This is a genomic window from Bacillus sp. CH_48, assembly GCF_038008465.1.
Taxonomy (GTDB): Bacteria; Bacillota; Bacilli; order Bacillales; family Bacillaceae_G; genus Bacillus_A; species Bacillus_A thuringiensis_S.
Genome location: NZ_JBBOZF010000001.1, coordinates 4957613 through 4981246, shown reverse-complemented (window position 1 = coordinate 4981246; position 23634 = coordinate 4957613). Strand labels below are relative to the sequence as shown.

Here is a 23634-nt window from a genome sequence, read left to right as displayed (position 1 = left end):
AAAAATATTATAAAAGGTTTCGGGGGAATTGGTACATGAAAAATAGTATGACTTACATTCAATTATTAAATGAAACGTTACGTTGTTATGCAAATAAAGGAAGTTTTGAAGCGTACAATTATATAATGGAAAATGCTACAGGTGTAATAGGGAATGAGGCGCAAATATATAATTTTAAGTATGCGCTCGCAAGTGCATCGGGACTTGAAAAAGAAGCATTACATTTAATGAGAGAGGCCATTATAGAAAAGGGATTCTGGTATGGAAATGAGTATTTAATTTCGGACGATGATTTAAAATCACTACATAAATTTGAAGAATTTCATACAATGGTTCAATTATGTAAAGAAAGAGAAGGATTAGCACATAAAACGGAAAGACCAGACGTGAAATATATATACAGCAAGAAAGAGGGAAATCTACTACTTACATTACATGGTGACCAAGAAAATATTCTAATAGTAGAGCCATATTGGAAATCAGTTTTGACACAAGATTACACGTTAGCTTTACCACAGTCTTCACAAATTCAGTTTTCAGATGGATTTGTTTGGGATGATCTAGAGAGAGGGAAAGGGGAATTAAAAGAGCATTACAATAAGTTTATAGAAAATCATACAGTAGAAAATGTAATAATTGGTGGTTTTTCTGCAGGAGCAAGAGTAGCTTTATATACGATTTTACAAAAAGATATAGATGTAGATGGTTTTGTTTTTATGGCACCCTGGCTTCCCAAGATTGAAGAATGGGATGAGTTGTTGAGTGTGCTGCAGGATAAACATATAAAAGGATATATAGTATGCGGGGATCAAGATGAAGATTGTTTCGAATCCGTGCAGCAATTTGTGCAACTATTAAGAGATAAGAATATAGAACATAAGTATAAAGTTGTGCCTGACTTAGATCATAATTATCCTATTAACTTTGATGAGCTATTAAAAGAAGCTATTGAATATATAGGAAATGAAAACAATAAGTAGTAAGAAAAAGAGATGCATCATATGTGATGCATCTCTTTTTAGAATTATAAATTAAAAGCATTTGCTAGTAAGCGATAAGACTTTAATTTATGTTCGAATTGATGAGTAATCGTGACAATCATAAATTCGTCAGTATTGTATGCTTTGCTTAAGTTTATTATTTTTTCTTTTACAGAAGACGGATCACCAACAATCATACGTTGACGATTTTCTTTTATACGGAATAAATCATAAGCGCTGTATGAATAATTTTGAGCAGTTTCAATAGAAGGTGTACCAGTAGTTCGTTTTCCTTGCTCTAATAATAAGATTGATAAATCTAAACTAGAAGCAATTTTTTCTGCTTCTTCATTTGTTTCTCCGCAAATAACAAAAATAGCAACGATTGACTTTGGTTTATCTCCTAAAAATGAGGGCTGATATTGTTCTTGGTAAGCCCTCATAACTTCAGGGCCTCCAAAGCCATTAATAAATTGTGCAAATGCGAAAGAAGCTCCGTTGTTTGCAGCAATTTTAGCGCTCTCTCCACTAGAACCGAGCATCCACATTTCAGGAGATGTTGGGATAACTGGAGTGGCTTTTAAGTTTGCATAGTGATGGTTTTCTGGTACTTGATCATGTATGTACATTGCAACGTCTGCAATTTGTTCTGGATATTGATCAAGTGAGACCATTTTCCCTTCTTGAAGTGCGCGAGTTGCTATTGGCATACCACCAGGGGCTCTACCAACACCGAGATCGATACGATTTGGATACAGTGCTTCTAAAACACGGAAATTCTCAGCGACTTTATATGGGCTATAATGCGGTAACATAACACCACCTGAACCGACTCTAATATGGTCCGTTTTTGCGGCAATATGAGAAATAAGTATTTCTGGACTTGAACCAGCTAAGCCTACGGAATTATGATGTTCGGATACCCAAAAACGTGTGAATCCGAGTTTTTCAACTTCTTGTGCAAGCGTAACTGTATGTGAAAAAGCTTGGGCTGCTGTGCTACCATCTGAAATAGGTGATTGGTCTAATACACTTAACTTGATCATAGAATATACCTCTCAATCTTAATGTACATCCTATTATATATTTACTTATGAAAAATGCGTAGCGAAATGCTCAAAATGAAAAGCGGATAATCTTATTTCCGCTTTTAATGAGAAAATCCGCGTTCATAATGATTCATTTCGACTAGATTTAAAATATATTCATAGTTGTCAATTTCACGTTTTAGCTGTTCACGTTCTTTTGCAGATAGTGTCATATTGCTAAGTTTTTTACATAAGTTTTGTTTCTTTAATTCTAAATGTTTTTTTGTAGCATGGTAGTCATAAGTATGTTTCATTTTTAACCACTCCTTCTTTGCAGTTGCTATATTATACGAAGCATAAAGAAATATGAAATCTGTCTCTTATGTATTTTTAGTGAATATTCAAATTGCAATGGTGTTATGTTTATGGAGATCTATGAATAAAATGCACTAAACCACTAACGTCCATTTGATGAAATAAGGGGTGGAATTGTGCAGAAAGATATAATGTATAACACTGAAATGGATGAAGCGTTAAAAGTTATAGATAAAGGATTGAAGAAGACGATAAGTCCAAAACAAATTATTGTAGTGGGAGCTGGTATGGCTGGATTAGTTTCAGCATCTTTATTAAAGGCTGCAGGACATGATGTGAAAATTTTTGAAGCAAACAACCGGGTAGGTGGCCGTATAGAGACAGTTAGAATGGAAGATACCGGATTATATTTAGATGTGGGAGCAATGAGAATTCCGTATACACATAGGTTAACGATGGCATATATAAGAAAATTTGGGCTACAGGTGAGTCCTTTTATTAATAGGAATGAGACGGATATTATTTATGTAAATGGACGGAAAATGACGTTGAAACAATATGAAAAGGATCCGAGTATTTTAAGGTATCCTGTGGAAATGAACGAAGTGGGAAAAACGTCTGAAGAACTATTGTTATTAGCAGTACAGCCGATAATAAATTTTATTAAAAGAAATCCAGAGAAAAATTGGGATGTTGTAGTGAAGGATTTTGGGAGATATTCCACAGGACAATTTTTAAAGTATCATCCTTATCAGTATAATACTTACTTTTCGCCAGTAACAATTGAGATGATCGGTGTTCTATTAGATTTAGAAGGTTTTTTAGAGCGGTCGTTTGTAGAGACTTTACGATTTCTATACATTATGCAAGAGGAGAGCGGATTTTGTGAAATTATGGGCGGGAATGATAGATTACCAAAGTCATTTTTACCGCAATTAGAAGAAAATATTATATATAATCAAAAATTAATGAAGTTACATCAACACGATAATGGTGTGACAGCTTTCTATCGGAACGAGGAAACTTTTGAATATAGTAGTATTACAGGAGATTTAGTTATTGTTACTATCCCGTTTTCGACAATGCGTTTTGTAGAAGTAGATCCGTTTGATTCTATATCTCATGAAAAATGGAAAGCAATTCGTGAATTGCATTACATGCCTGCGACGAAAATAGGAATTCAATTTAAAAGCAGATTTTGGGAAGAACAAGGGCAATTAGGTGGCAGAATTATAACAGATTTGCCAATTCGTTATGCCTATTATCCAAGTCATGGAATTGGAGAAAAAGGACCTGCTATGATGTTAGGTAGCTATACATGGTCTTACGATGCATTGTTATGGGATGGTTTATCAAAAGGCGATCGTATTTATTACGCCTTACACAACTTAGCAACAATATTAGGTGGTCAAGTGTATGATGAGTTCATATCTGGAATATCAAAAAGCTGGACATTGGATCCGTATGCGCTTGGAGGATTTGCGCTTTTTCAAGCAGGTCAAGAATCTGAGCTACAACCAGCGATTGTCAAACCAGAGGGGAGAATATTCTTCGCTGGAGATCATACAACGCTATATCACGGATGGATTCAAGGTGCGATTGAATCTGGAATTCGTGTAGCGGCGGAAGTGAATGAGTAAAAGGTTTTCAATTCAGAAAATTCTTTACTATATAACTTGAGATGGATATTATTATATATAAAAGAATTATGGGGAGTGTTTACAGTGAATCCGTTATTATTCGATTTTCCTTCTGAATTTTATACTGACAGGCTTTTTATTCGAATGCCGAAACCAGGAGATGGTAAAGTTGTATATGATGCAATTCAGGCTTCAATACAAGAACTAAAACCTTGGATGGTGTTTGCACAAAAAGAGCAAACAGAGCAAGAAATAGAAGAAAGTATTAGAAAATCACATATTCAATTTTTGCAACGTGAAGATTTAAGATTACTAGTATTTTCGAAAGAAACAGGTGAATTTATTGCTTCAGCCGGATTACATCGTATTAATTGGGATATACCTCAATTTGAAATCGGATATTGGATTGATACAAGGTTTAGCGGAAAAGGCTATATGGTAGAGGCTGCGAAAGGTATAACGGATTACGCTTTTTCTGAATTGAAAGCAAACCGTGTAGAAATTCGTTGTGATTCTTTCAATAAGAAGAGTAGAGCGATACCTGAGAAATTAGGCTTTAAGTTAGAAGGTACGTTAGAAAGTGCGAGTGTTGCGGTAGATGGAAACGGATTAAGGGATATGTGTGTATTTGCCATGACTAGAAATACATATGAAAAAGAAGAGCTGTAAAGAAACAGCTCTTCTTTTTGTGTATTATGGTACAGGATGTCCATTAGAGCTTTCGAAAATTGTAAACCATTGTTGACGATCTAATTTAACGTTTGTAGCAAGAGCGGCCGTTTTTACACGATCTAATTTACCAGATCCAACGATTGGCATCATGTTAGCTGGATGCGCAAGTAACCAAGCATACATAACCGTATCGATACTAGTAACACCTAGCTCAGTAGCAACTTTTTGCACAGTTTCACGTACACGTACGGCGCGTTCTGATTGACCAGTAAAGATTTCCCCACCAGCAAGAGGTGACCAAATCATTGGATTGATTCGTTTTTCTTGGCATAAATCAATTGTCCCTTTTTCAAAGTGCTCAAGCTGCAATGCAGAAACTTCAATTTGGTTCGTAATAAGCGGGAAATCTAAGTAAGAACTTAACATATTAAATTGTGAAGGTAAGAAGTTAGATACACCGAAGTGACGAACTTTTCCTTCTTGTTTTAATTGTGAAAATGCCTTTGCCACTTCATTTGGATCCATAAAAGGGTCGGGACGATGAATAAGTAATACGTCAATATAATCTGTATGTAAATTTTTTAGTGATGCTTCTGCACTTTGAATAATGTGCTCTGCACTAGTATTGTAGTGAGCAACATATCGCTCTGGAAATTTTGGTGATGGGGGAGCGATTCCACACTTTGTAATAATTTGCATGTTTTCTCGTAAGGAAGGCTTTAATTGTAAAGCTTCGCCAAATAACCCTTCACACGTATATCCGCCGTAAATGTCAGCGTGATCAAAAGTAGTAATTCCCATATCCATACAATCTTCAATGAAAGAAAGTAATTCTTGTTTCGTCATATTCCATTCTGCTAAACGCCAAAATCCTTGAATAATACGAGAGAATTCTAGCGTTTCATTCATTTGAACTCGTTCCATTATAAGTACCCCCTTGATGAATGATTATTATTTTGAAAAGGCTTTCTTACTACGTATTATTATATAGTTTGGGGGGCGTACATACAATAAATATGTTTTGCTAAAAAAATGATTTTCTCTATATGCTATAATGTAGAAACATATAGCTATAAGGAGATGTAAGGAATGATTCCAGTAACAATATTAACTGGTTTTCTTGGATCAGGGAAAACGACTTTATTAAATCGTATTTTATCAGAAAATCACGGTAAGAAATTAGCGGTGATTGTAAATGAAATAGGACAAATTGGCATTGATAATCAGTTGATTATGAATGTGGAAGAAGAAATTATGGAAATGACAAACGGTTGTCTATGTTGTACTGTACGTGAAGATTTACTTGTTGCTTTAAAACAGTTACTGGACGTAAAAGCAGAAGGGAAAATGGATTTTGATGGTTTAGTAATTGAAACGACTGGCCTTGCAAATCCAGGGCCGATTATTCAAACATTCTTTTTAGATCCAGTCATTCAATCTGCATACCAAATTAATGGTGTTGTAACGGTGGTAGATAGTTATCATATACATAAACATTTTGAAAAAGGATTAGAAGCAAAAGAGCAAATTGCGTTTGCTGATGTCGTTTTAGTAAATAAATTAGACTTAATTGAAGAGAGTGAGAAAGAAAATCTCTTGCATGAAATTCAAGGAATTAATCCGACTGCAAAGTTAATCGAGGCGACTAACTGTGAGGTAGATATACCATCTTTATTACAAATTCAAACGTTTAAAACGAAAGATACGTTGCAAATTTACCCTCATAAAGAACATAACCACTTAGAAGGTGTGAAATCATTTGTATTACGTGAAGAACGTCCGCTAGATTTACAAAAGCTTAATGAGTGGATGTCAGCTGTCGTTCAAGAGCTAGGGGAATATTTATATCGTTACAAAGGAATTTTATCGATAGATGGAGTAGATAAACGTATCGTTTTCCAAGGTGTACATACTTTATTTGCCGCTTCGTACGATAGAGAGTGGCAAGAGGGCGAAGAGCGAGTAAGTGAAGTAGTTTTTATCGGAAGAGATATTAATAAAGAGTGGTTCCAAGAACATTTTCAGGAGTGTGTGAAATAAGTCTGCGTAAATTGCAGGCTTATTTTTTATGAACATTCTATTAGATTGCAAAACAGAATTAAATAAGGAAAAGAAACTAAAAATTGATAAAGTGAAACTTTAATCAGTGGGGGTTTTGTTCATCCCCAACTGATTATCAGCCCTCACCAATCGGGCTTTTACGGGCAACAGGGACCCCGGCCTAACTTCTTTGCTTCCGCTGAATTTTGAGATGGGGGTCTTACTGTCCGCAAATAGCGGGATAAATGTATAATAAAAAGCCTGTTTTCACAGGCTTATGTTTTCGTCTATTAGTAACTCCATTACAACACCTACAACTGGACCTTCATCATCAATATCACCATTTAAGCGGAAACCAAATGATTCATATAGTCCCATTGCAAGTTTGTTGTCTGGATGTAAACTTAAGTAAATTATTTTACATTCGAATTTTTCTTGTAAGAATTGAATGAGTAAGCGAAGGAAACGTTTTGCGTATCCTTTTCCTTGATATTGTTGGTCAATCATAAAGCGATCGAGCCATACGCTTTTATGTTTTTCTGAATACCATCCATACATTGCGTATCCTACAAGTGTTTCTCCATCATATAAACCTACTGACGTTCCGTTTCCTTCATATAATGATTCTGCTAAAGAAAACGCGTTACTTTCAATAAATTGTTGCTGATCTTTTGTGACGTTTAAAGCAACTACTGAACGCCAATTTTTTGCTGTTACTTCACAAATGTGAAGATTCATAATTCCAACTCACCTTCTAAATTAATATAGCTTTAAAGCTAATATGGATAATTTTACTTGTTATTTTGGTCAAGTCAAGGATAAATACATAAAAAGGCAGCTGAATACCAGATTCAGCTGCCTAGAAAATATAATGGATTAGTTTGTTGCTTCTTTCAATGTGTTTACGTTTTCTTCCATTAAAGTGAAGTAATCTTTATTATTTTTCGCATCATCTTCAGAAATAGTAGCTAAGTGATTTAAGCGTAAAACTTTTGTACCAGTTTCTTTTTGAATTACGGATGCTACTTTTGGAGTAGAGAACGTTTCGAATAAAATATATTTTAGACTATGTTCTTTTACTGTTTTTGTAATGTCAGCAAGCTGCTTTTGAGATGGTTCATCAGAAGCTGAAATTCCAGCGATAGGAATTTGTTTTAGGCCGTATCGTTGTTCCCAGTAACCATAGGCAGCATGAGAAACTAAAATTTCTTTCGTTTTTGCGTTCGCTACAGCTGCCTTAAATTGATCGTCTAAATCAGTAAATTTAGTTTGAAGTGCGGCGAAGTTTTTTTCGAATTCTTGTTTATGTTCAGGTTGTAATTCTACAAGTGCATTTTTAATTTTTTCCGCCTGTTTCATTGCTAGAGTAGGATCTAACCAAACATGCGGGTCTTTATCGTGATGATGTTCATCTTCTTTATGGCCATCTCCATGATCATGATGCTCTTCTTCAGTAGAAGCACGAAGCTCAATACCTTTAGATGCATTTACAATTTTAACATTTTCTTTTTGTAATGTTTTTTCCATTTTTTCAGCAAATGGTTCTAATTCAGCGCCGTTATAAACGAATAAATTAGCTTTTGCAACTTGTACTGTTTGTTTTTGACTTGGTTCAAATGTATGTGAATCTGCACCAGGTGGGTAAATTGCTTCAACATTTACATAGTCGCCACCGATTTTCTTTGCGAAATCAGCAAGTGGGAAAATCGTTGTATAAACTGTTAGCTTTCCATCTTTCTTGGCATTACTTTCTTTTTTATTTGAGCAGCCAGCGAAAATTAAGGTGAAAATAAGTAAGAATGAAAATATAGTCAATCTTTTAGGCATGAAGTTCTCCTCTTTTCTTTTTTACTGATATATTTTCCCCAATTATAGAAGAAAAATATCATTTTAATACAAAACGGAATAATTACGTTTTAGTTTGCGAACTTAGTATAATACATCTTTAATAAAGTTGCAATAAATAATAATCATTCCGATTTGTTTTTGTTATAAAGTTGTCAAATATAAGTGTATTATTTTTGCAAATGCATGCATATGTGACAACGCTGTTTTCATATATTGAAAAGGAGGTTAAAGAGGGGGGTGAGCGTTTGGGTTACTTAATGGAAGCTATTTTATTAATATTAGCGGTAGTATTGCCATTATCTTTTGTATTAATTTTTTTAAGAAGATTAATAAGTAATTTAGGGGACGCTACAACAATAACGAAATTACAAGAGAGAGATGAGAAAAAAGAGTAAGTAAAACACTATGCGTACGCATAGTGTTTTACTTGTGGTAAAATAAGATCAGGAAACTCCTAAAGGTTGTATTTTACTGAAGGAGAGAAAAGTAAAATAAGAGGTATATGCATATATGAATAAGCGAACAGCGTTAATACTTGGTGCAAGTGGTTTAGTTGGACAAGAGATAACGCGTCTATTACTTGAATCAGATTACTATGATTCGGTTACTATTTTTGTAAGAGATCCAATGCAATGGCAACATGAAAAGTTACAGCAGAAACAAGTTGATTTTTCGGTATTAGAGGAATATAAAGAGTTCTTTGCTGTGGATGATGTTTTTAGTTGCTTAGGAACAACAATAAAAAAAGCAAAAACAAAAGCAAATTTTAAAAAAGTAGATTATGAATATACGTTACGAGCTGCTTGTTTAGCTGAAAAACAAGGGGTACAAAATTTCCTTGTTGTGTCTTCTATGGGAGCGAATCCTAAATCATTTTTCTTTTATTCACAAGTGAAAGGAAGAATGGAAGAAGAATTGCAAAAGTTAGTGATCGGTGGTATTCACATTTTTAGACCATCATTATTAGTAGGAAATCGACAAGAATTTCGTTTCGGCGAACGAATGGCTGAAAAGTTATCTCGTATTATTCCTTTTATCTTTAAAGGGGCTTTCAAAAAGTATAAACCAATTTCAGCTAAAGATGTGGCGAAAGGGATGTATATAACCGCGCTGCGCGAAGAATCGGGTATCCATACTTATAATTCAAATGAAATTCCAACGATAGAATAAATAAAACCGAGAAGAATGACTTCTCGGTTTTATTTATTCGTATGAATTTTTCCTGGTGCTCGCTTATATTGGTGAGGTTCTTGCAATTCAAAGCCAAGTTCATTGGCTGCTATTCTCGGGAAGTACGGGTTGCGAAGTAACTCACGTCCGATGAAAATTAAATCTGCTTCGTTATCATTTAAAATTTGCTCTGCTTGAGATCCAGTCGTAATCAATCCAACTGCACCAGTTGCAATGTTAGCATGCTCTTTAATATGTTTAGCATATTGTACTTGATACCCAGGATAAACATCGATGCGTGCAGGGACAACAGCCCCAGAGCTACAATCAATTAAATCTACTCCTTGTTCTTTCATCCATTTTGTATACTGAACATAATCTTGAACTGTTAACCCGTCAGGATGATAATCATTTGCTGAAATACGAACGAATATTGGTCCGTCCCAAACTTTATTTACAGAGTCGATGATTTCGCGTAAGAAGCGATAGCGGTTTTCAGGTGAGCCGCCGTATTCATCCGTTCGTTTATTAGTAAGTGGTGATAGGAATTCATTGATAAGGTAACCGTGAGCGCCATGTAGTTCGATAACATCAAATCCGGCTTGTTTTGAACGTAACGCGGCCCTCTGAAAAGCTAATATAGTCTCTTTGATTTGCTGTATATTCATTTCTACTGGTATTTTCATCGTATCATTAAAAGGAATTGCAGAAGGAGCGAAAGCATTCGTATCTAATTCAGCTTTTCTTCCGGCGTGAGCGAGTTGAATGGCAGCTTTTGCACCGTTATCATGTATAAAAGTAGTCGTTTTATGTAAGCCTTCAATTAGGTTGTCATCCCAAATGCCTAAGTCTTTATTTGAAATTCGACCTTCAGGTAACACGGCTGTTGCTTCAATCATAACTAAACCAACTTGACCGGCAGCTCTTGTTCCATAATGAATGAGATGGAAATTCGTTACTTGGCCATCCCCGTTTTCCGATGAATACATGCACATAGGTGACATAACAATCCGGTTTTTTAATGTAACGTCCTTAATTGTATAAGGTGAAAAAAGTTCGGAATTCATCCAATAGCCTCCTAGATTGAATTTTCTTACATTGTATCATTCTCTTTTTTGTTTCTCTAATAAAACGCTTATACGAAAAATTTTGTATATTCGTGTTACAATGACTAATATGAACTGAATTGGAGGATGGCATATGTACCAGGCTTATTATGAAAGCGAAGTAGGTTTGCTTGAAATTACAGCGAATCAAGAAGGAATTACGTCTGTTATATTTGTTGATGAACGACAAGAAGAAAATAAAAATGAAATGATAGAACAATGTATAAATGAGTTAGATGAATATTTTAAAGGGAAAAGAAAAGAGTTTACGGTCCCGCTGTCTGCGGAGGGAACAGCATTTCAAAAAAATGTATGGGATGCACTTTATACTATTCCATACGGCGTAAGTGCTTCATATTTAGATATTGCAGAGAAAGTTGGAAATACAAAAGCTGTACGGGCAATAGGAGGGGCAAATAGTCGGAATCCAATTTCAATAATTGTTCCATGTCACCGTGTAATAGGAAAGAGTGGGAAGCTTGTTGGATATGCTGGTGGTTTATGGAGGAAAGAGTGGTTATTAAAACACGAAGGTATTTTGAAATGACGTATGTATGGGAAGAGGGATTGTTTTGAAATGTATAAATTGTGGGCAATCTTGCGAGGAGGAACAGTTAAATTGTGCAAGTTGTCAGCGAAACTTGGATAATGAACAAGAGGAAGGTAGCTCGTTAATAGATAAAGAACTAGAAGTATATGTAGGGAGACAATATCCGTATTACAAAAGGAAATGGGAACTTGAGAATAAGCGGATTGCTAGGTGGAGTTGGAATGGTTGGGCTGCTATTTTCAATATAGGCTGGCTAGGATATCGTAAGTATTATGTACCAGCTGCTTTATTTATGTTGTTATTAGTAGCGTGTGATGCATTTTCGTATTATATGGGATTTAATGTAGCGTTGCCAATCATTAATATGGTACCTCTTACGTTTTTATTACTCATTTTTATTCTGTTTGGAATGGGGATTTTTGCAAATGGATTATACTATCAATTTGCGGAAAGACGTATATACCGAATAAAAGCAAGAGAAATAAAAGATAAATCAGTTGAAAACTATCTAATCAATGATAGCGGCGGAACGAGCAAAATGGGAGCGACAATTGTTACTATTTTAGCAGTTGCTAGCATATTTTTTAGTCATTTCTTTTTTCCGACTGATCGAGACGTTATTCAAAAGGTTCGTACAAGCTCGCTTTATGAATATCCTTTCTTTTCAATAGGTGAATCTTTCGAAAATTATTTTCAAAATTCAGGTTGGATATATTATCGTGGAACGGAAGGGTTAGAATTAGTAGAATTCCAAGGATATAACACCGGAACGCCAAGACAAAAGGTGAAGATTCAATTTGTTGTCGATTATAAATTAGGTGAAGTGGAACCATACTCACTTATGGTTAATGGTGAATCTAAAACTGAAGAAGAGTTTTTGAAGCTGATGGAAGAAATATTTAAAGTTCAAAATCCATTTGATATAGAGGATGGATTACAAGTAAATGCTATTCAAGGAAGCGGCTGGAAAGAAATTTCCGATCGCTTTTTTCTATGTTTGTTAAAATAAATATTTAAAATAATCAGAATCTTTTGTATAATAAAATATATTATATAGGATTTAACTTATACATATAGATTGGGGGAAGGAAGAATGAAGAGAAAGACAACAACAATTGCTGCACTTGCGTTAACGACGAGTGTATTGGTTGCAGGATGTGGGAATGGTGAGAAGGCTTCGACAACGAAGAAAGAATCGAATAAGGGAATGGCCGATAAACAAGTTTTAAATTTGCTAGAAACAGCTGAAATTCCTTCAATGGATACATCTAAATCAACGGATTCTGTATCTTTCCGTGTATTTGTAAATGCAATGGAAGGTTTATATCGTCTAGATAAAGATAATAAACCAACACCAGGTATGGCAAAAGATGTGAAGATTAGTGAAGATAAAAAGACATATACATTTGAATTACGTGATGCGAAATGGTCAAATGGTGATCCAGTTCGAGCACAAGATTTTGTATATGCATGGCAACGTACATTAGATAAAGCAATAGCGGCAGAATATGCATTCATTTTATTTGATGTGAAAAATGCACAGAAAGTAAATAAAGGTGAATTACCAGCAGATCAATTGGGTGTTAAAGCGAAGGATGATAAAACGTTGGTAGTAGAATTAGAGCAACCAGCACCTTATTTTCTTGAGCTTACGTCGTTCCCTACATTTTTCCCATTAAATGAAAAATATGTGAAAGAGCAAGGAGATAAATACGGATTAGAAGCAGATAAATTAGTATATAATGGACCATTTACAATGAGTCAATGGAAACATGAACAAAATTATCAGTTAAAGAAAAATCCTAATTATTGGGATAAAGATACTGTAAAGTTAGACGAAATTAATGTAAGTATTGTGAAGGAAACAAGCACGGGAGTAAATTTATATGATAGTGATCAAGCAGATCGAGTTATTTTAACTTCTGAATTTGTTGATAAATATAAAAAGAATAAACCAGATGAATTTAAAACGAAGTTAGATCCACGCATATATTTCTTACGTTTTAACCAAAAAAATGCAACATTTAAAAACCAAAAAGTACGTGAAGCGATTGATTTAGCATACGATAAAAAAGGAATTGCTGATGTCATTTTAAATGACGGTTCATTGCCAGCATATTTCTTAGTACCTGAAAAATTCACGACAGGTCCGGATGGAAAAGATTTCCGCTCTGTAAATAAAAACTTCCGTGATAGTAAAGATAACGCAGAGAAAGCAAAAAAATTATGGGAAGAAGCGAAGAAAGAGCTTGGTCAAGATACAATTACGGTTGAATTACTAAACGATGATAACGGTAGCCGTAAAAAAGTAGGCGACTTTATTAAGGAAGAACTAGAGAAAAACTTGCCTGGTATTAAAGTGAATTTGAAACAGCAACCATACAAGCAGAAGCTAGATTTAGAAAAGAAATTCCAATATGAATTCTCATTATCTGCATGGAGCCCTGATTATCCGGATCCAATGACTTATATTGATATGTTTGTTACTGGAAGCTCATTTAATGAAATGGATTATTCTAATCCGAAGTATGATGATTTAGTAGCGAAATCAAAAGGAGAGCTATTAAAAGATGATAAAGCACGCTGGAATGCACTTGCGGAAGCTGAAAAAATCTTAATTGGTCAAGACGCAGCAATTTCTCCTACGTACCAACAAAGTACAGCTTATTTAGAGAAGCCATTTGTAAAAGGCATTGCTAACCATACGTTTGGCGGGGACTTCAGTTATAAATGGGCATATATTACAAAAAAATAGTATAATAAAAGATGAGTGAATTTTCGCTCATCTTTTATTTGTATAAGGAGGAATTATAGTTGTTAAGGGGAATCAATCACATTTGTTTTTCGGTATCTAATTTAGAAAACTCTATTATGTTTTATGAAAAAGTATTAGAAGGAGAATTACTAGTTAAAGGAAGAAAATTAGCTTATTTTAACATATGTGGAGTATGGATAGCGCTTAATGAAGAGACGCATATTCCGAGAAATGAGATTCATCAATCTTATACGCACATTGCATTTTCTGTTGAACAAGAAGACTTTAAATGTCTAATACAGCGATTAGAAGAAAATGATGTTCATATTTTACAAGGAAGAGAACGTGATGTAAGAGATTGCGAATCTATATACTTTGTTGATCCTGACGGTCATAAATTTGAGTTTCACTCAGGGACACTGCAAGACCGTTTAAATTATTATAGAGATGAGAAACCTCATATGACATTTTATTAGGGAGGGATAGCATTTGCATGCACTTGTAATTGGTGGAACAGGAATGCTAAAGAAAGTTTCTATGTGGCTTTGTGAGAAAGGATTTTATGTTTCTATTATCGGGCGAGATGAAGTGAAATTAGAAAATGTTAAGCGAATGAGTTCTGCACCAGAAAATATTACATGCCTTTCGTTAGATTATCATAATGATGAAGATGTAAAGCTAGCTATTAAAAGTACAATTAAGAAAAATGGCCCGATCACATTAGTTGTTGCATGGGTACACACAAGTGCAAAGCATGCACTATCAAATATTTGTAAAGAACTAGATTTGTCGTCTAAAACATATAGTTTATTTCATATTTTAGGTAGTAAAGCATCACGTATGCCTGCACAAAAAATAGGGAGTACGCGATGTATTTATCATAGAATTATTTTAGGTTTTATTTTAGAAGATACATATGGAAGATGGCTTACTCATGAAGAGATAGCTGATGGAGTTATAAAAGGGATTGAAAGTAAACGAGCGGAGTGGATTGTAGGGAGAGTTGAACCGTGGGAATTACGACCAACATGGTGAGGGGGAGTAAGAAATGAAAACAACTATATATGTAACAAGGCATGGTGAAACAGAGTGGAATGTAGCGAAGCGAATGCAGGGACGGAAAAATTCTGCTTTAACTGAAAATGGTATAGTTCAGGCGAAACAATTAGGGAATCGAATGAAAGATTTACCAATCCATGCGATCTATAGTAGTCCGAGCGAAAGAACACTTCATACGGCAGAGTTAATAAAGGGGGAACGTGATATACCTATTATAGCGGATGAGCATTTCTATGAAATCAACATGGGTATATGGGAAGGACAAACAATCGCGGATATAGAAAAGCAATTTCCAGAAGAAGTACATCTGTTTTGGAATGAGCCACATCTTTTTCAGTCAACATCAGGCGAAAATTTTGAGGCCGTTTATGAAAGAGTAATTGAAGGGATGCAGCTTCTTTTAGAGAAGCATAAGGGACAAAGCATATTGATTGTTTCTCATGCGGCAGCAGCAAAATTACTTGTAGGGCATTTCGCGGGAATTGAAATAGAAAATGTGTGGGATGATCCATTTATGCATAGTGCTAGTTTGAGCATAATAGAATTTGAAGAGGGTATTGGTAAAGTGAAACAATTTGCAGATATAAGTCACTTTCAATAAATGTAAAAAAGGCCGCAAAACGGCCTTTTTTTGGTGGTATAAAAACTAGCAGTTACGTTTTTTATACCAGAAGTGATCAAATTTCTTATTTTTGCAAGATGGGAATTTATGTCCGCCTTTGCAATCATTCCATTTGTGCCCATCATCGTGACAGTCTTTACCACGATCACATGAATCATCGCAAGAGCCGCCGTGTCCGTGAGGGAAGAATTCGCATTTTTTACAGTAACATCGTTTAGTCCAGTAAAATTTCTTTTCAAAACGTACACATTTTGTAACGAAAGTACAATGTTTTCTACGCGTACGTTTTGTAACTAAAACGCATTCTTTTCTACGTGTTACTTTCGTAACGAACGTCCATTTTTGAACGCGTACACGAGTACATTTCGTAACAAATGTCCACTTTTTAACGTGAGTACATTTTGTAACAAATGTACAATGTTTCACACGAGTACATCTTGTTCTTGGGCATTTACAATCGTCGCTACACTCAATTTTTGAAGAGCAATCGTCATCACATTCGAATGTGCTTGGATCTTGGTGTAAGAAATCCTCCATCCCAGCACTTTTGATTTCTTCAACAGCTTTTCTAATATCACGTTTCATAGAAATCCTCCTTATCATGTATTAAGTTGAAAAGGTATTCTTTTTCCTTAACATGATATGAGAGATGACGTCTTTCTGAACAGGACAAGAGTGTAATTTTCTATAAATAGATGATAGCGGATGTATGGACAAGACAAGGCGCATACATTGAATGAAGAGAACTGAGAAGGGATGAGAAAATATGTTACCTTCATATGATTTTTTTGTTCATCCAATGTACTTAGTGGAATTGAAAAAAGACATTTGGTCAGATAGTCCAGTGCCAGCAAAATTAACTTATGGAAAAAAGAAATATGACATTGATATCGTATACCGAGGAGCTCATATTCGTGAGTTTGAGAAAAAATCTTATCATGTTATGTTTTATAAACCAAAAAAATTTCAAGGTGCGAAAGAGTTTCATTTGAATTCTGAGTTTATGGATCCGTCTCTCATACGAAATAAACTATCGCTAGACTTTTTTCATAACATTGGTGTACTTTCGCCAAAATCACAACATGTATTTATAAAAATTAATGGTCAAATTCAAGGTGTGTATTTACAGTTAGAATCAGTTGATGAAAACTTTTTGAAAAATAGAGGATTACCGAGTGGTTCTATTTATTATGCGATAGATGATGATGCGAATTTTTCATTAATGAGTGAACGAGATAAAGATGTTAAGACGGAGCTCTTTGCGGGTTATGAATTTAAATATTCGAATGAAAATAGTGAAGAACAACTGAGTGAATTTGTATTTCAAGCGAATACTTTGACGAGGGAAGCCTATGAAAAAGAGATTGGGAAGTTTCTACATGTAGATAAATATTTACGATGGTTAGCAGGAGTTATTTTTACGCAAAACTTTGATGGTTTTGTCCATAACTATGCACTATATCATAACGATGAAACAAATTTATTTGAAGTTATACCGTGGGATTATGATGCGACTTGGGGGCGAGATGTACAAGGGAGACCGCTTAATCATGAATATATCCGCATTCAAGGGTATAACACGCTAAGTGCAAGATTGTTAGACATACCTGTGTTTAGAAAGCAGTATCGAAGTATTTTAGAAGAAATATTAGAAGACCAATTTACAGTTTCGTTTATGAGGCCGAAAGTAGAAGGATTGTGTGAATTGATTCGTCCATATTTACTACAAGATCCATATATGAAAGAAAAATTAGAAACATTTGATCAAGAGGCTGATATGATTTATGAATATATAAATAAAAGAAGAAAGTATATACAAGACCACTTATATGAATTGGATTAATTTTGAAAGAGATTGAAACGTTATCAATCTCTTTTTTTTGTATAATAAAGATGTATCAATAAAAGTGAAGTAATATATTTGAAAGAGAATGGGGATGCGGATATATGACGATTAAATGGATTGATTGGGTAAAACAAATACAATCTATAACCCAAGCAGGTTTAACGTATTCTAAGGATGTGTACGATATAGAACGCTTCCAACAATTACGAGACATTTCGATTTCGATGATGTCACATTACACAAAAACTGATTGGGAAGTTGTAGAGAAATTATTTGCAAGTGAGACAGGCTATCAAACACCTAAAGTTGATATAAGAGCAGTTGTTTTTCAAAATGAAAAGTTATTATTTGTGAAAGAAAAAAGCGATGGGAAATGGGCATTGCCAGGTGGATGGGCTGATGTCGGTTATACGCCAACCGAAGTTGCAGCAAAAGAGGTTGTCGAAGAGACGGGTTATGAGGTAGATCATTTTAAGTTACTAGCTATATTTGATAAAGAAAAACATCAACCATCTCCATCGGCGACGCATGTATATAAGATTTTCATTGGATGCGAGATTATTGGTGGAGAAAAGAAAACTAGCATTGAAACAGAAGAGGTGGAGTTTTTTGGTGAAAATGAATTGCCTAATTTATCAATTGCTAGAAATACAGAAGACCAAATTAAAGAGATGTTTGCCTACATGAAAGACCCGCAGAAAGAGAAATTAATAGATTAATCCTGCTTGAATTGTACATATTGTTAAAATGAAGATATTGGCAGATTGCAGCCTTTATGTAATAATGGGATGGTATGTGAAGAAAAAAGGAGATAAAAAAGAACATGTTAGCAAACATAATAGATCAGTTATTGCAATTTTTTGCAAGCTTAGGTTACTTTGGAGTAGCTCTTGCTTTAATGATTGAAGTAATCCCAAGTGAAATTGTACTTTCGTATGCTGGCTTTTTAGTAGCGGATGGTAAAATTAGTTTTGTGGGTGCAGTTATCGCCGGAACGATTGGTGGTACTTTAGCCCAAATCTTTTTATACTGGCTTGGATACTACGGAGGGCGTCCGGTTGTAGAGAAATATGGGAAATATCTGCTTATTAATAAACACCATTTAGACATAGCGGAAGGTTGGTTTAAGCGTTATGGAGCTGGCGTAATATTTTCTGCGCGCTTTATCCCAGTAGTACGTCATGCAATCTCTATTCCAGCAGGACTAGCTAAGATGCCATTAAAACTATTTACGCTTTATACGGTTGTAGCGATCATTCCATGGTCAATTCTATTTATATACTTAGGTGAAAAACTTGGTGGGAATTGGCGACAAATTAAAGAGTATGCATCTGATTACACACATTACATAATTATAGGAGCTGTTCTTTTTATTGCTCTATACTTCGGTTTAAAATATTTGAAAAAGAAAAAAACAACACGCTAAAGTCAATGATAATTCATTGGCTTTTTTTATTTGTTTCGGTTCGGTTCTAAAAAAAAAGAGTTGTCCATAATGTATAATAATAAAGCGTAGCGGAGGAATGTGATGAAAGGGTCACCGTTTATACGTGGAACGATATTTTTAACGATGGCAACGATGATATCAAAAATGTTAGGGTTTATATATGTTATACCATTTACAGCAATGGTCGGTACGAGTGGGTACGTTTTATATACGTATGCATATCGCCCCTATACAATTATGCTCAGCATTGCGACAATGGGATTACCACTTGCAGTTTCAAAAATGGTATCAAAATATGATCAACTGAATGATTATCATACGGTTAAGAGAGTGTTGAAAAGTGGAATCGTGTTTATGTTTATAATGGGAGTCATTTCGTGTTTTACGTTATATATGCTAGCTCCGCATTTAGCTAAGCTTGTCATCGATGGAAATGATCAAACGGGGAATAGTGTAGGAGCGGTTACTACTAATATTCGAATTGTAAGTTTTGCGTTAATACTTGTGCCAGTAATGAGTTTATTAAGGGGCTTCTTTCAAGGATTCCAATCGATGGGGCCTTCTGCATTAAGTGTAGTTGTAGAGCAATTTTTTCGGGTTTTAACCATTTTAATAGGAAGCTTTGTCGTTTTATATGTTTTAAAAGCGTCTGTTTCATTAGCGGTTGGTATTTCAACGTTCGGTGCATTTATGGGAGCTGTAGGTGGATTAACTGTTTTAAGTGCATATTATATAAGAAGGAGAAGGCACTTAAAGAAAAAAGAGATGGCAAGTATACCACAAACAACAAAATCCTTTTTCTCATTGTATAAGGAGCTCTTTACATATTCTATTCCTTTTGTTGTGGTGGGCTTAGCAATTCCGTTGTATCAGACTATTGATACATTTACAATTAATAAACTACTTATACAAATAGGGTATATGCAAGGAGAAGCGGAAAAAATTAATGCGATAATTGGTCTTGTTCAAATGGTTGTGCTCATCCCGGTATCCGTTGCGACAGCTTTTAGTATGTCTCTCGTACCAGAGATGACGAAAGCTTACACAGCAGGAAATACGAAGCTATTGTACAAACATTTTACGAGAACAAATGTATTAGTAGTAGCGATTACGGTGCCGGCTGCAATTGGAATGATTGTGTTAGCCAAGCCTGTATATACTCTTTTATTCGGTGCTGGAAATGATCCAGAGATGGGGAGAATCATTTTACAGTATTATGCTCCTGCTTGCATACTATTTTCTCTTTTTACAGTAACGGCTGCTATGCTACAAGGAATCAATCAACAGCAGAAGACGGTGCTAGGACTAGTGATTGGAATTATTGTGAAAATAGTTTTAAATATTGTATTGCTTCCGTATTTCGATTATGTAAGTTTTATTATTTCAACATACGCGGGCTATACGATTTCAGTTGGGTTTAACTTGTGGATGCTTTCTAAATATGTTATAAAGGCAACATAAGCTTTTAAGGCAGAGAGCACTCTGTCTTTTTCTATGTTTATAATATTTTTCTTATAAAAACGTTTTCAAAATAATTTTTCTATTGAAATTTAAACGTATGTTTCATATGCTGAGAATGGCGGTTTAAAAACTGTGATTTAAGAGAGGTAGATTCCTACATGTAAAAAGAATCGGGGTGATAGTATGTTAAATATATATTTAACAGACCGAAACGGAAAACTACAAGAGATTGAGGAAATGCAAAAGGGGTGCTGGATTAATGTACTTCATCCAACAGAAGAAGAAATTCAATATCTAGTACAAACTTTAAATGTAGACTTAGATTTCATTAAAGACCCTTTGGATGATGAAGAACGCTCTCGTATTGAAAAGGAAGACAATAATACTTTAATTATCGTGGATATTCCGACAGTTAGACATGACGAAGAAGGAAATTCGATTTATGACACGATTCCAATAGGTATGATTGTGATGCCAGATTGCTTTGTAACAATTTGTTTAGAAGAAAACCCAATTTTTGAACGTTTTATTAATCAACGTATTAAAGAATTTTATACGTTTAAGAAGACGCGCTTTGCACTTCAGCTCTTATATACGATTTCTACTTATTATTTAAGATACTTAAAGCAAATAAATCGAAAAACAATTGATTTAGAGCATCAATTAAATCAGTCAATGAAAAATAAAGAGATTTTCACATTATTAGGCCTTGAGAAAAGTTTAGTATACTTTACAACGTCATTAAAGGCTAATAAAATTGTGATTCAAAAGTTAATGCGTAATAGTACATTTTTAAAAATGTATGAAGACGATCAAGATTTATTAGAAGATGTATTAATTGAAAATAAACAGGCTATTGAAATGGCGGAAATATATAGTCACATTTTAAGTGGAATGATGAATACTTTTAGCTCCGTTATATCAAATAATTTAAATAGTGTTATGAAACTGTTAACGTCAATTACGATCATTTTATCTTTACCGACGATGGTTTCTAGTTTCTTTGGAATGAACGTAAAGGTTCCGTTTGAAGGGGAAGCCCACGGTTTTGTAATTGTACTCATCATATGTGTAACACTATCTTTCACGTTAGCTTTTGTTTTTTGGAAGAAACGTTACTTTTAACGATAAAAAAGCTGCTCTAGCATAGTTATATAACTACGCTAGAGCAGCTTTTTTGCTATGAAATCTCAAATTTTGAATAGAATATAACTTGTACAATGTAATGTATATAAAGGGTATGTATTCCATATAAACCTTGTCCAATTAATGAAATGGGGTTAAAATTACATATTGTTAATGAAAAGTTGGAGGAAATACATCATGGAATTGTTTCAATTACCGAAAGCATTCCTGCAAATGAATACAATTTTTATCTCCATATTGATCGAAGCACTTCCTTTCGTGCTCATTGGTGTATTTATTTCAGGATTCATTCAAATGTTCGTGACAGAAGATATGGTAGCAAAATGGATGCCGAAAAACCGATTTCTGTCTGTTTTAGTAGCTACTTTTTTAGGGATGTTGTTTCCAGGTTGTGAATGTGGAATTGTTCCGATTGTAAGACGATTAATCGGAAAAGGGGTTCCGCCATATGCGGGGATTGCATTTATGTTAACTGGGCCAATTATTAATCCAGTTGTTTTATTTGCAACATACGTTGCCTTTGGAAGTAGTATGCACATGGTATGGTATCGTTCTATTGTAGCGATTATCGTAGCAATTATCGTTGGAATTATATTATCATTTATGTTTAGAGAACATCAATTAAGAGATGATCACTTCCCAGAAGTGAATCATAAGCGTCCATTACGTAAAAAAATGTGGGATGTATGTACGCATGCTGTTGAGGAATTTTTCTCGATGGGAAAATATTTAGTATTAGGTGCGTTAATTGCAGCTGCAGTTCAAACGTTCGTACAAACTTCAACACTTCTTGCTATAGGACAAGGGCCGTTCTCTTCACCAGCTGTTATGATGGGACTTGCTTACATATTATCACTTTGTTCAGAAGCGGATGCGTTTATTGCTTCATCATTCCAAAGTACATTTTCAACAGCATCACTTGTCGCGTTCCTTGTTTACGGACCGATGGTGGATATTAAAAATATGTTTATGATGCTTGCGACATTTAAAACGAAATTTGTAATTGTCGTTACAGTTACAGTTACACTTGTTGTTTATGCAAGCTCACTACTCATTTATGCGATGGGGTGGTAGGTTATGTTTCGAGCGTATATATTATTAGGTTTTACAATATTAATTGCGCAGCTTCATATTTCGGGTAACATTACGAAGTATATCAATATGAAGTATGCTTATTTATCAACAACAGCAGCAATTATTTTAGGTTTCTTAACGATTGTACAAATTATCGTCGTTTTCCAAAAAGAGCACCAAAAGGAAAAAGAGAAAAATGATTGCAGTTGTGACCATAGCCATTGCGGGCATGATCATTCAAAAGATGAGAATACATGGTGGAAAAAAGCATTTTCGTACTCATTGTTTTGTTTTCCAATTATCTCAGGCTTATTTTTCCCGATTGCAACGTTAGATTCAGATATTGTTAAGGCGAAAGGATTTCATTTTCCTGTTGCACAAGCAGAAAGTAAGGATCCATTTATGACAAGACAATTTCTAAGACCTGATACGAGCATTTATTACGGGAAAGAAGGATACCGCGGTGTAATGGAAAAAGGGAAGAAAGAGTTTGTTACGAAAGACAATATTAATTTGAAAGATGAAGACTTCCTAAAGGGTATGGAAACAATTTATAATTATCCTGGCGAGTTTACTGGGAAAAAATTATCTTTTAAAGGGTTTGTTTTTAGAGATGATTCTTCTAAAAAAGAACAATACTTCTTATTCCGTTTCGGTATTATACATTGTGTAGCAGATTCTGGTGTGTATGGTATGTTAGTGAAAAAACCAGAAGGTGTAGAATGGAAAAATGATGATTGGATTCAAATAGAGGGAGAAATTTCTACTGAATTTTATCAGCCGTTTCATGCGAATATTCCTGTATTAGAAGTAACGAAATGGAATAAAGTTGAACAGCCGAAAGAACAATATGTATTTAGAGGGGCCGATTGATA

The 23634-nt window shown here is 34.6% G+C and carries 26 protein-coding genes; 19 read left to right on the top strand and 7 right to left on the bottom strand.

Features of this window, described 5'->3' with window-relative positions:
- Nucleotides 1–35: 35 nt before the first annotated feature.
- Nucleotides 36–980: an alpha/beta hydrolase gene (locus N2V92_RS25095; protein ID WP_016077834.1), complete on the top strand. Its 945-nt coding sequence runs from the start codon at nucleotides 36–38 to the stop codon at nucleotides 978–980.
- Nucleotides 981–1024: 44 nt separating this feature from the next.
- Here N2V92_RS25095 and N2V92_RS25090 read toward each other — a convergent pair whose 3' ends face one another.
- Together N2V92_RS25090 and N2V92_RS25085 are read right to left on the bottom strand one after the other, a co-directional pair.
- Nucleotides 1025–2026, bottom strand: coding sequence for an LLM class flavin-dependent oxidoreductase (locus tag N2V92_RS25090; protein ID WP_000594036.1), 1002 nt, complete (start codon nucleotides 2024–2026; stop codon nucleotides 1025–1027).
- Nucleotides 2027–2130: 104 nt separating this feature from the next.
- Nucleotides 2131–2322, bottom strand: coding sequence for a DUF3896 domain-containing protein (locus N2V92_RS25085; protein WP_000683363.1), 192 nt, complete (start codon nucleotides 2320–2322; stop codon nucleotides 2131–2133).
- Between the two features lie 177 nt (nucleotides 2323–2499).
- On the opposite strand from N2V92_RS25085, the gene N2V92_RS25080 reads away from it, so the two are divergent.
- Both N2V92_RS25080 and N2V92_RS25075 read left to right on the top strand, forming a co-directional pair.
- Entirely contained in the window at nucleotides 2500–3963 is a 1464-nt protein-coding gene (locus N2V92_RS25080) for a flavin monoamine oxidase family protein (RefSeq protein ID WP_042597868.1), read from the top strand.
- 84 nt (nucleotides 3964–4047) lie between these two features.
- On the top strand, nucleotides 4048–4632 hold the full coding sequence (locus tag N2V92_RS25075) for a GNAT family N-acetyltransferase (protein ID WP_016077832.1): 585 nt from the start codon (nucleotides 4048–4050) through the stop codon (nucleotides 4630–4632).
- A gap of 24 nt (nucleotides 4633–4656) precedes the next feature.
- Here N2V92_RS25075 and N2V92_RS25070 read toward each other — a convergent pair whose 3' ends face one another.
- Complete coding sequence (locus N2V92_RS25070; protein WP_000442822.1) at nucleotides 4657–5559, bottom strand: aldo/keto reductase; 903 nt, start codon at nucleotides 5557–5559, stop codon at nucleotides 4657–4659.
- Nucleotides 5560–5724: 165 nt separating this feature from the next.
- Here N2V92_RS25070 and N2V92_RS25065 point away from each other — a divergent pair, with 165 nt between their 5' ends.
- On the top strand, nucleotides 5725–6675 hold the full coding sequence (locus tag N2V92_RS25065; RefSeq protein ID WP_000613427.1) for a CobW family GTP-binding protein: 951 nt from the start codon (nucleotides 5725–5727) through the stop codon (nucleotides 6673–6675).
- Between the two features lie 267 nt (nucleotides 6676–6942).
- Here N2V92_RS25065 and N2V92_RS25060 read toward each other — a convergent pair whose 3' ends face one another.
- The gene (locus N2V92_RS25060; RefSeq protein WP_001048683.1) at nucleotides 6943–7413 is read right to left on the bottom strand and encodes a GNAT family N-acetyltransferase; all 471 of its coding nucleotides are present in this window, start codon (nucleotides 7411–7413) and stop codon (nucleotides 6943–6945) included.
- 138 nt (nucleotides 7414–7551) lie between these two features.
- Nucleotides 7552–8502, bottom strand: coding sequence for a metal ABC transporter substrate-binding protein (locus tag N2V92_RS25055; protein WP_001126157.1), 951 nt, complete (start codon nucleotides 8500–8502; stop codon nucleotides 7552–7554).
- 266 nt (nucleotides 8503–8768) lie between these two features.
- On the opposite strand from N2V92_RS25055, the gene N2V92_RS25050 reads away from it, so the two are divergent.
- Nucleotides 8769–8918 (top strand): hypothetical protein, encoded by a 150-nt coding sequence (locus N2V92_RS25050; RefSeq protein ID WP_000540932.1) that lies wholly within the window; start codon nucleotides 8769–8771, stop codon nucleotides 8916–8918.
- Between the two features lie 115 nt (nucleotides 8919–9033).
- Nucleotides 9034–9693: an oxidoreductase gene (locus N2V92_RS25045; RefSeq protein WP_001042731.1), complete on the top strand. Its 660-nt coding sequence runs from the start codon at nucleotides 9034–9036 to the stop codon at nucleotides 9691–9693.
- Between the two features lie 29 nt (nucleotides 9694–9722).
- Here N2V92_RS25045 and namA read toward each other — a convergent pair whose 3' ends face one another.
- On the bottom strand, nucleotides 9723–10760 hold the full coding sequence (namA, locus tag N2V92_RS25040) for an NADPH dehydrogenase NamA (protein ID WP_016077831.1): 1038 nt from the start codon (nucleotides 10758–10760) through the stop codon (nucleotides 9723–9725).
- A gap of 133 nt (nucleotides 10761–10893) precedes the next feature.
- Between namA and N2V92_RS25035 the strand changes: the two genes are divergently transcribed.
- The 6 genes from N2V92_RS25035 to N2V92_RS25010 all read left to right on the top strand — a co-directional run bounded on the left by N2V92_RS25035 (nucleotide 10894) and on the right by N2V92_RS25010 (nucleotide 15764).
- Nucleotides 10894–11346, top strand: coding sequence for a methylated-DNA--[protein]-cysteine S-methyltransferase (locus N2V92_RS25035; RefSeq protein ID WP_000283913.1), 453 nt, complete (start codon nucleotides 10894–10896; stop codon nucleotides 11344–11346).
- A 7-nt stretch (nucleotides 11347–11353) separates the two neighbouring features.
- Nucleotides 11354–12358, top strand: coding sequence for a DUF2628 domain-containing protein (locus N2V92_RS25030; RefSeq protein ID WP_080117667.1), 1005 nt, complete (start codon nucleotides 11354–11356; stop codon nucleotides 12356–12358).
- Nucleotides 12359–12442: 84 nt separating this feature from the next.
- Nucleotides 12443–14104 carry a peptide ABC transporter substrate-binding protein gene (locus tag N2V92_RS25025; protein ID WP_000824273.1) on the top strand — a complete coding sequence of 554 codons (1662 nt, stop codon included), beginning with the start codon at nucleotides 12443–12445 and terminating at the stop codon, nucleotides 14102–14104.
- A gap of 59 nt (nucleotides 14105–14163) precedes the next feature.
- Nucleotides 14164–14580, top strand: a complete 417-nt coding sequence (gene fosB / locus N2V92_RS25020) for a FosBx1 family fosfomycin resistance bacillithiol transferase (RefSeq protein WP_000943769.1) — start codon at nucleotides 14164–14166, stop codon at nucleotides 14578–14580.
- Between the two features lie 13 nt (nucleotides 14581–14593).
- Nucleotides 14594–15139, top strand: coding sequence for a short-chain dehydrogenase (locus N2V92_RS25015; protein ID WP_000543118.1), 546 nt, complete (start codon nucleotides 14594–14596; stop codon nucleotides 15137–15139).
- A 13-nt stretch (nucleotides 15140–15152) separates the two neighbouring features.
- On the top strand, nucleotides 15153–15764 hold the full coding sequence (locus N2V92_RS25010) for a phosphoserine phosphatase 1 (RefSeq protein WP_000858828.1): 612 nt from the start codon (nucleotides 15153–15155) through the stop codon (nucleotides 15762–15764).
- A 45-nt stretch (nucleotides 15765–15809) separates the two neighbouring features.
- On the opposite strand, the gene exsB is transcribed toward N2V92_RS25010, so the two are convergent.
- Nucleotides 15810–16370 (bottom strand): exosporium protein ExsB, encoded by a 561-nt coding sequence (gene exsB, locus N2V92_RS25005; RefSeq protein WP_000817481.1) that lies wholly within the window; start codon nucleotides 16368–16370, stop codon nucleotides 15810–15812.
- A gap of 181 nt (nucleotides 16371–16551) precedes the next feature.
- Here exsB and cotH point away from each other — a divergent pair, with 181 nt between their 5' ends.
- From cotH to N2V92_RS24970, 7 genes are all read left to right on the top strand, one after another.
- Nucleotides 16552–17628 carry a spore coat protein CotH gene (cotH, locus tag N2V92_RS25000; protein ID WP_000938005.1) on the top strand — a complete coding sequence of 359 codons (1077 nt, stop codon included), beginning with the start codon at nucleotides 16552–16554 and terminating at the stop codon, nucleotides 17626–17628.
- A 104-nt stretch (nucleotides 17629–17732) separates the two neighbouring features.
- The gene (locus N2V92_RS24995) at nucleotides 17733–18350 is read left to right on the top strand and encodes an NUDIX hydrolase N-terminal domain-containing protein (protein WP_000153595.1); all 618 of its coding nucleotides are present in this window, start codon (nucleotides 17733–17735) and stop codon (nucleotides 18348–18350) included.
- A gap of 104 nt (nucleotides 18351–18454) precedes the next feature.
- Entirely contained in the window at nucleotides 18455–19057 is a 603-nt protein-coding gene (locus N2V92_RS24990; RefSeq protein WP_000880690.1) for a DedA family protein, read from the top strand.
- Nucleotides 19058–19159: 102 nt separating this feature from the next.
- Nucleotides 19160–20539 carry a putative polysaccharide biosynthesis protein gene (locus N2V92_RS24985; RefSeq protein WP_000678844.1) on the top strand — a complete coding sequence of 460 codons (1380 nt, stop codon included), beginning with the start codon at nucleotides 19160–19162 and terminating at the stop codon, nucleotides 20537–20539.
- A 183-nt stretch (nucleotides 20540–20722) separates the two neighbouring features.
- Nucleotides 20723–21664, top strand: coding sequence for a magnesium transporter CorA family protein (locus tag N2V92_RS24980; protein ID WP_000932389.1), 942 nt, complete (start codon nucleotides 20723–20725; stop codon nucleotides 21662–21664).
- 198 nt (nucleotides 21665–21862) lie between these two features.
- Nucleotides 21863–22759 (top strand): permease, encoded by an 897-nt coding sequence (locus N2V92_RS24975; protein WP_000418726.1) that lies wholly within the window; start codon nucleotides 21863–21865, stop codon nucleotides 22757–22759.
- A gap of 3 nt (nucleotides 22760–22762) precedes the next feature.
- Nucleotides 22763–23632 carry a TIGR03943 family putative permease subunit gene (locus N2V92_RS24970; protein WP_000488058.1) on the top strand — a complete coding sequence of 290 codons (870 nt, stop codon included), beginning with the start codon at nucleotides 22763–22765 and terminating at the stop codon, nucleotides 23630–23632.
- Nucleotides 23633–23634: the final 2 nt, after the last annotated feature.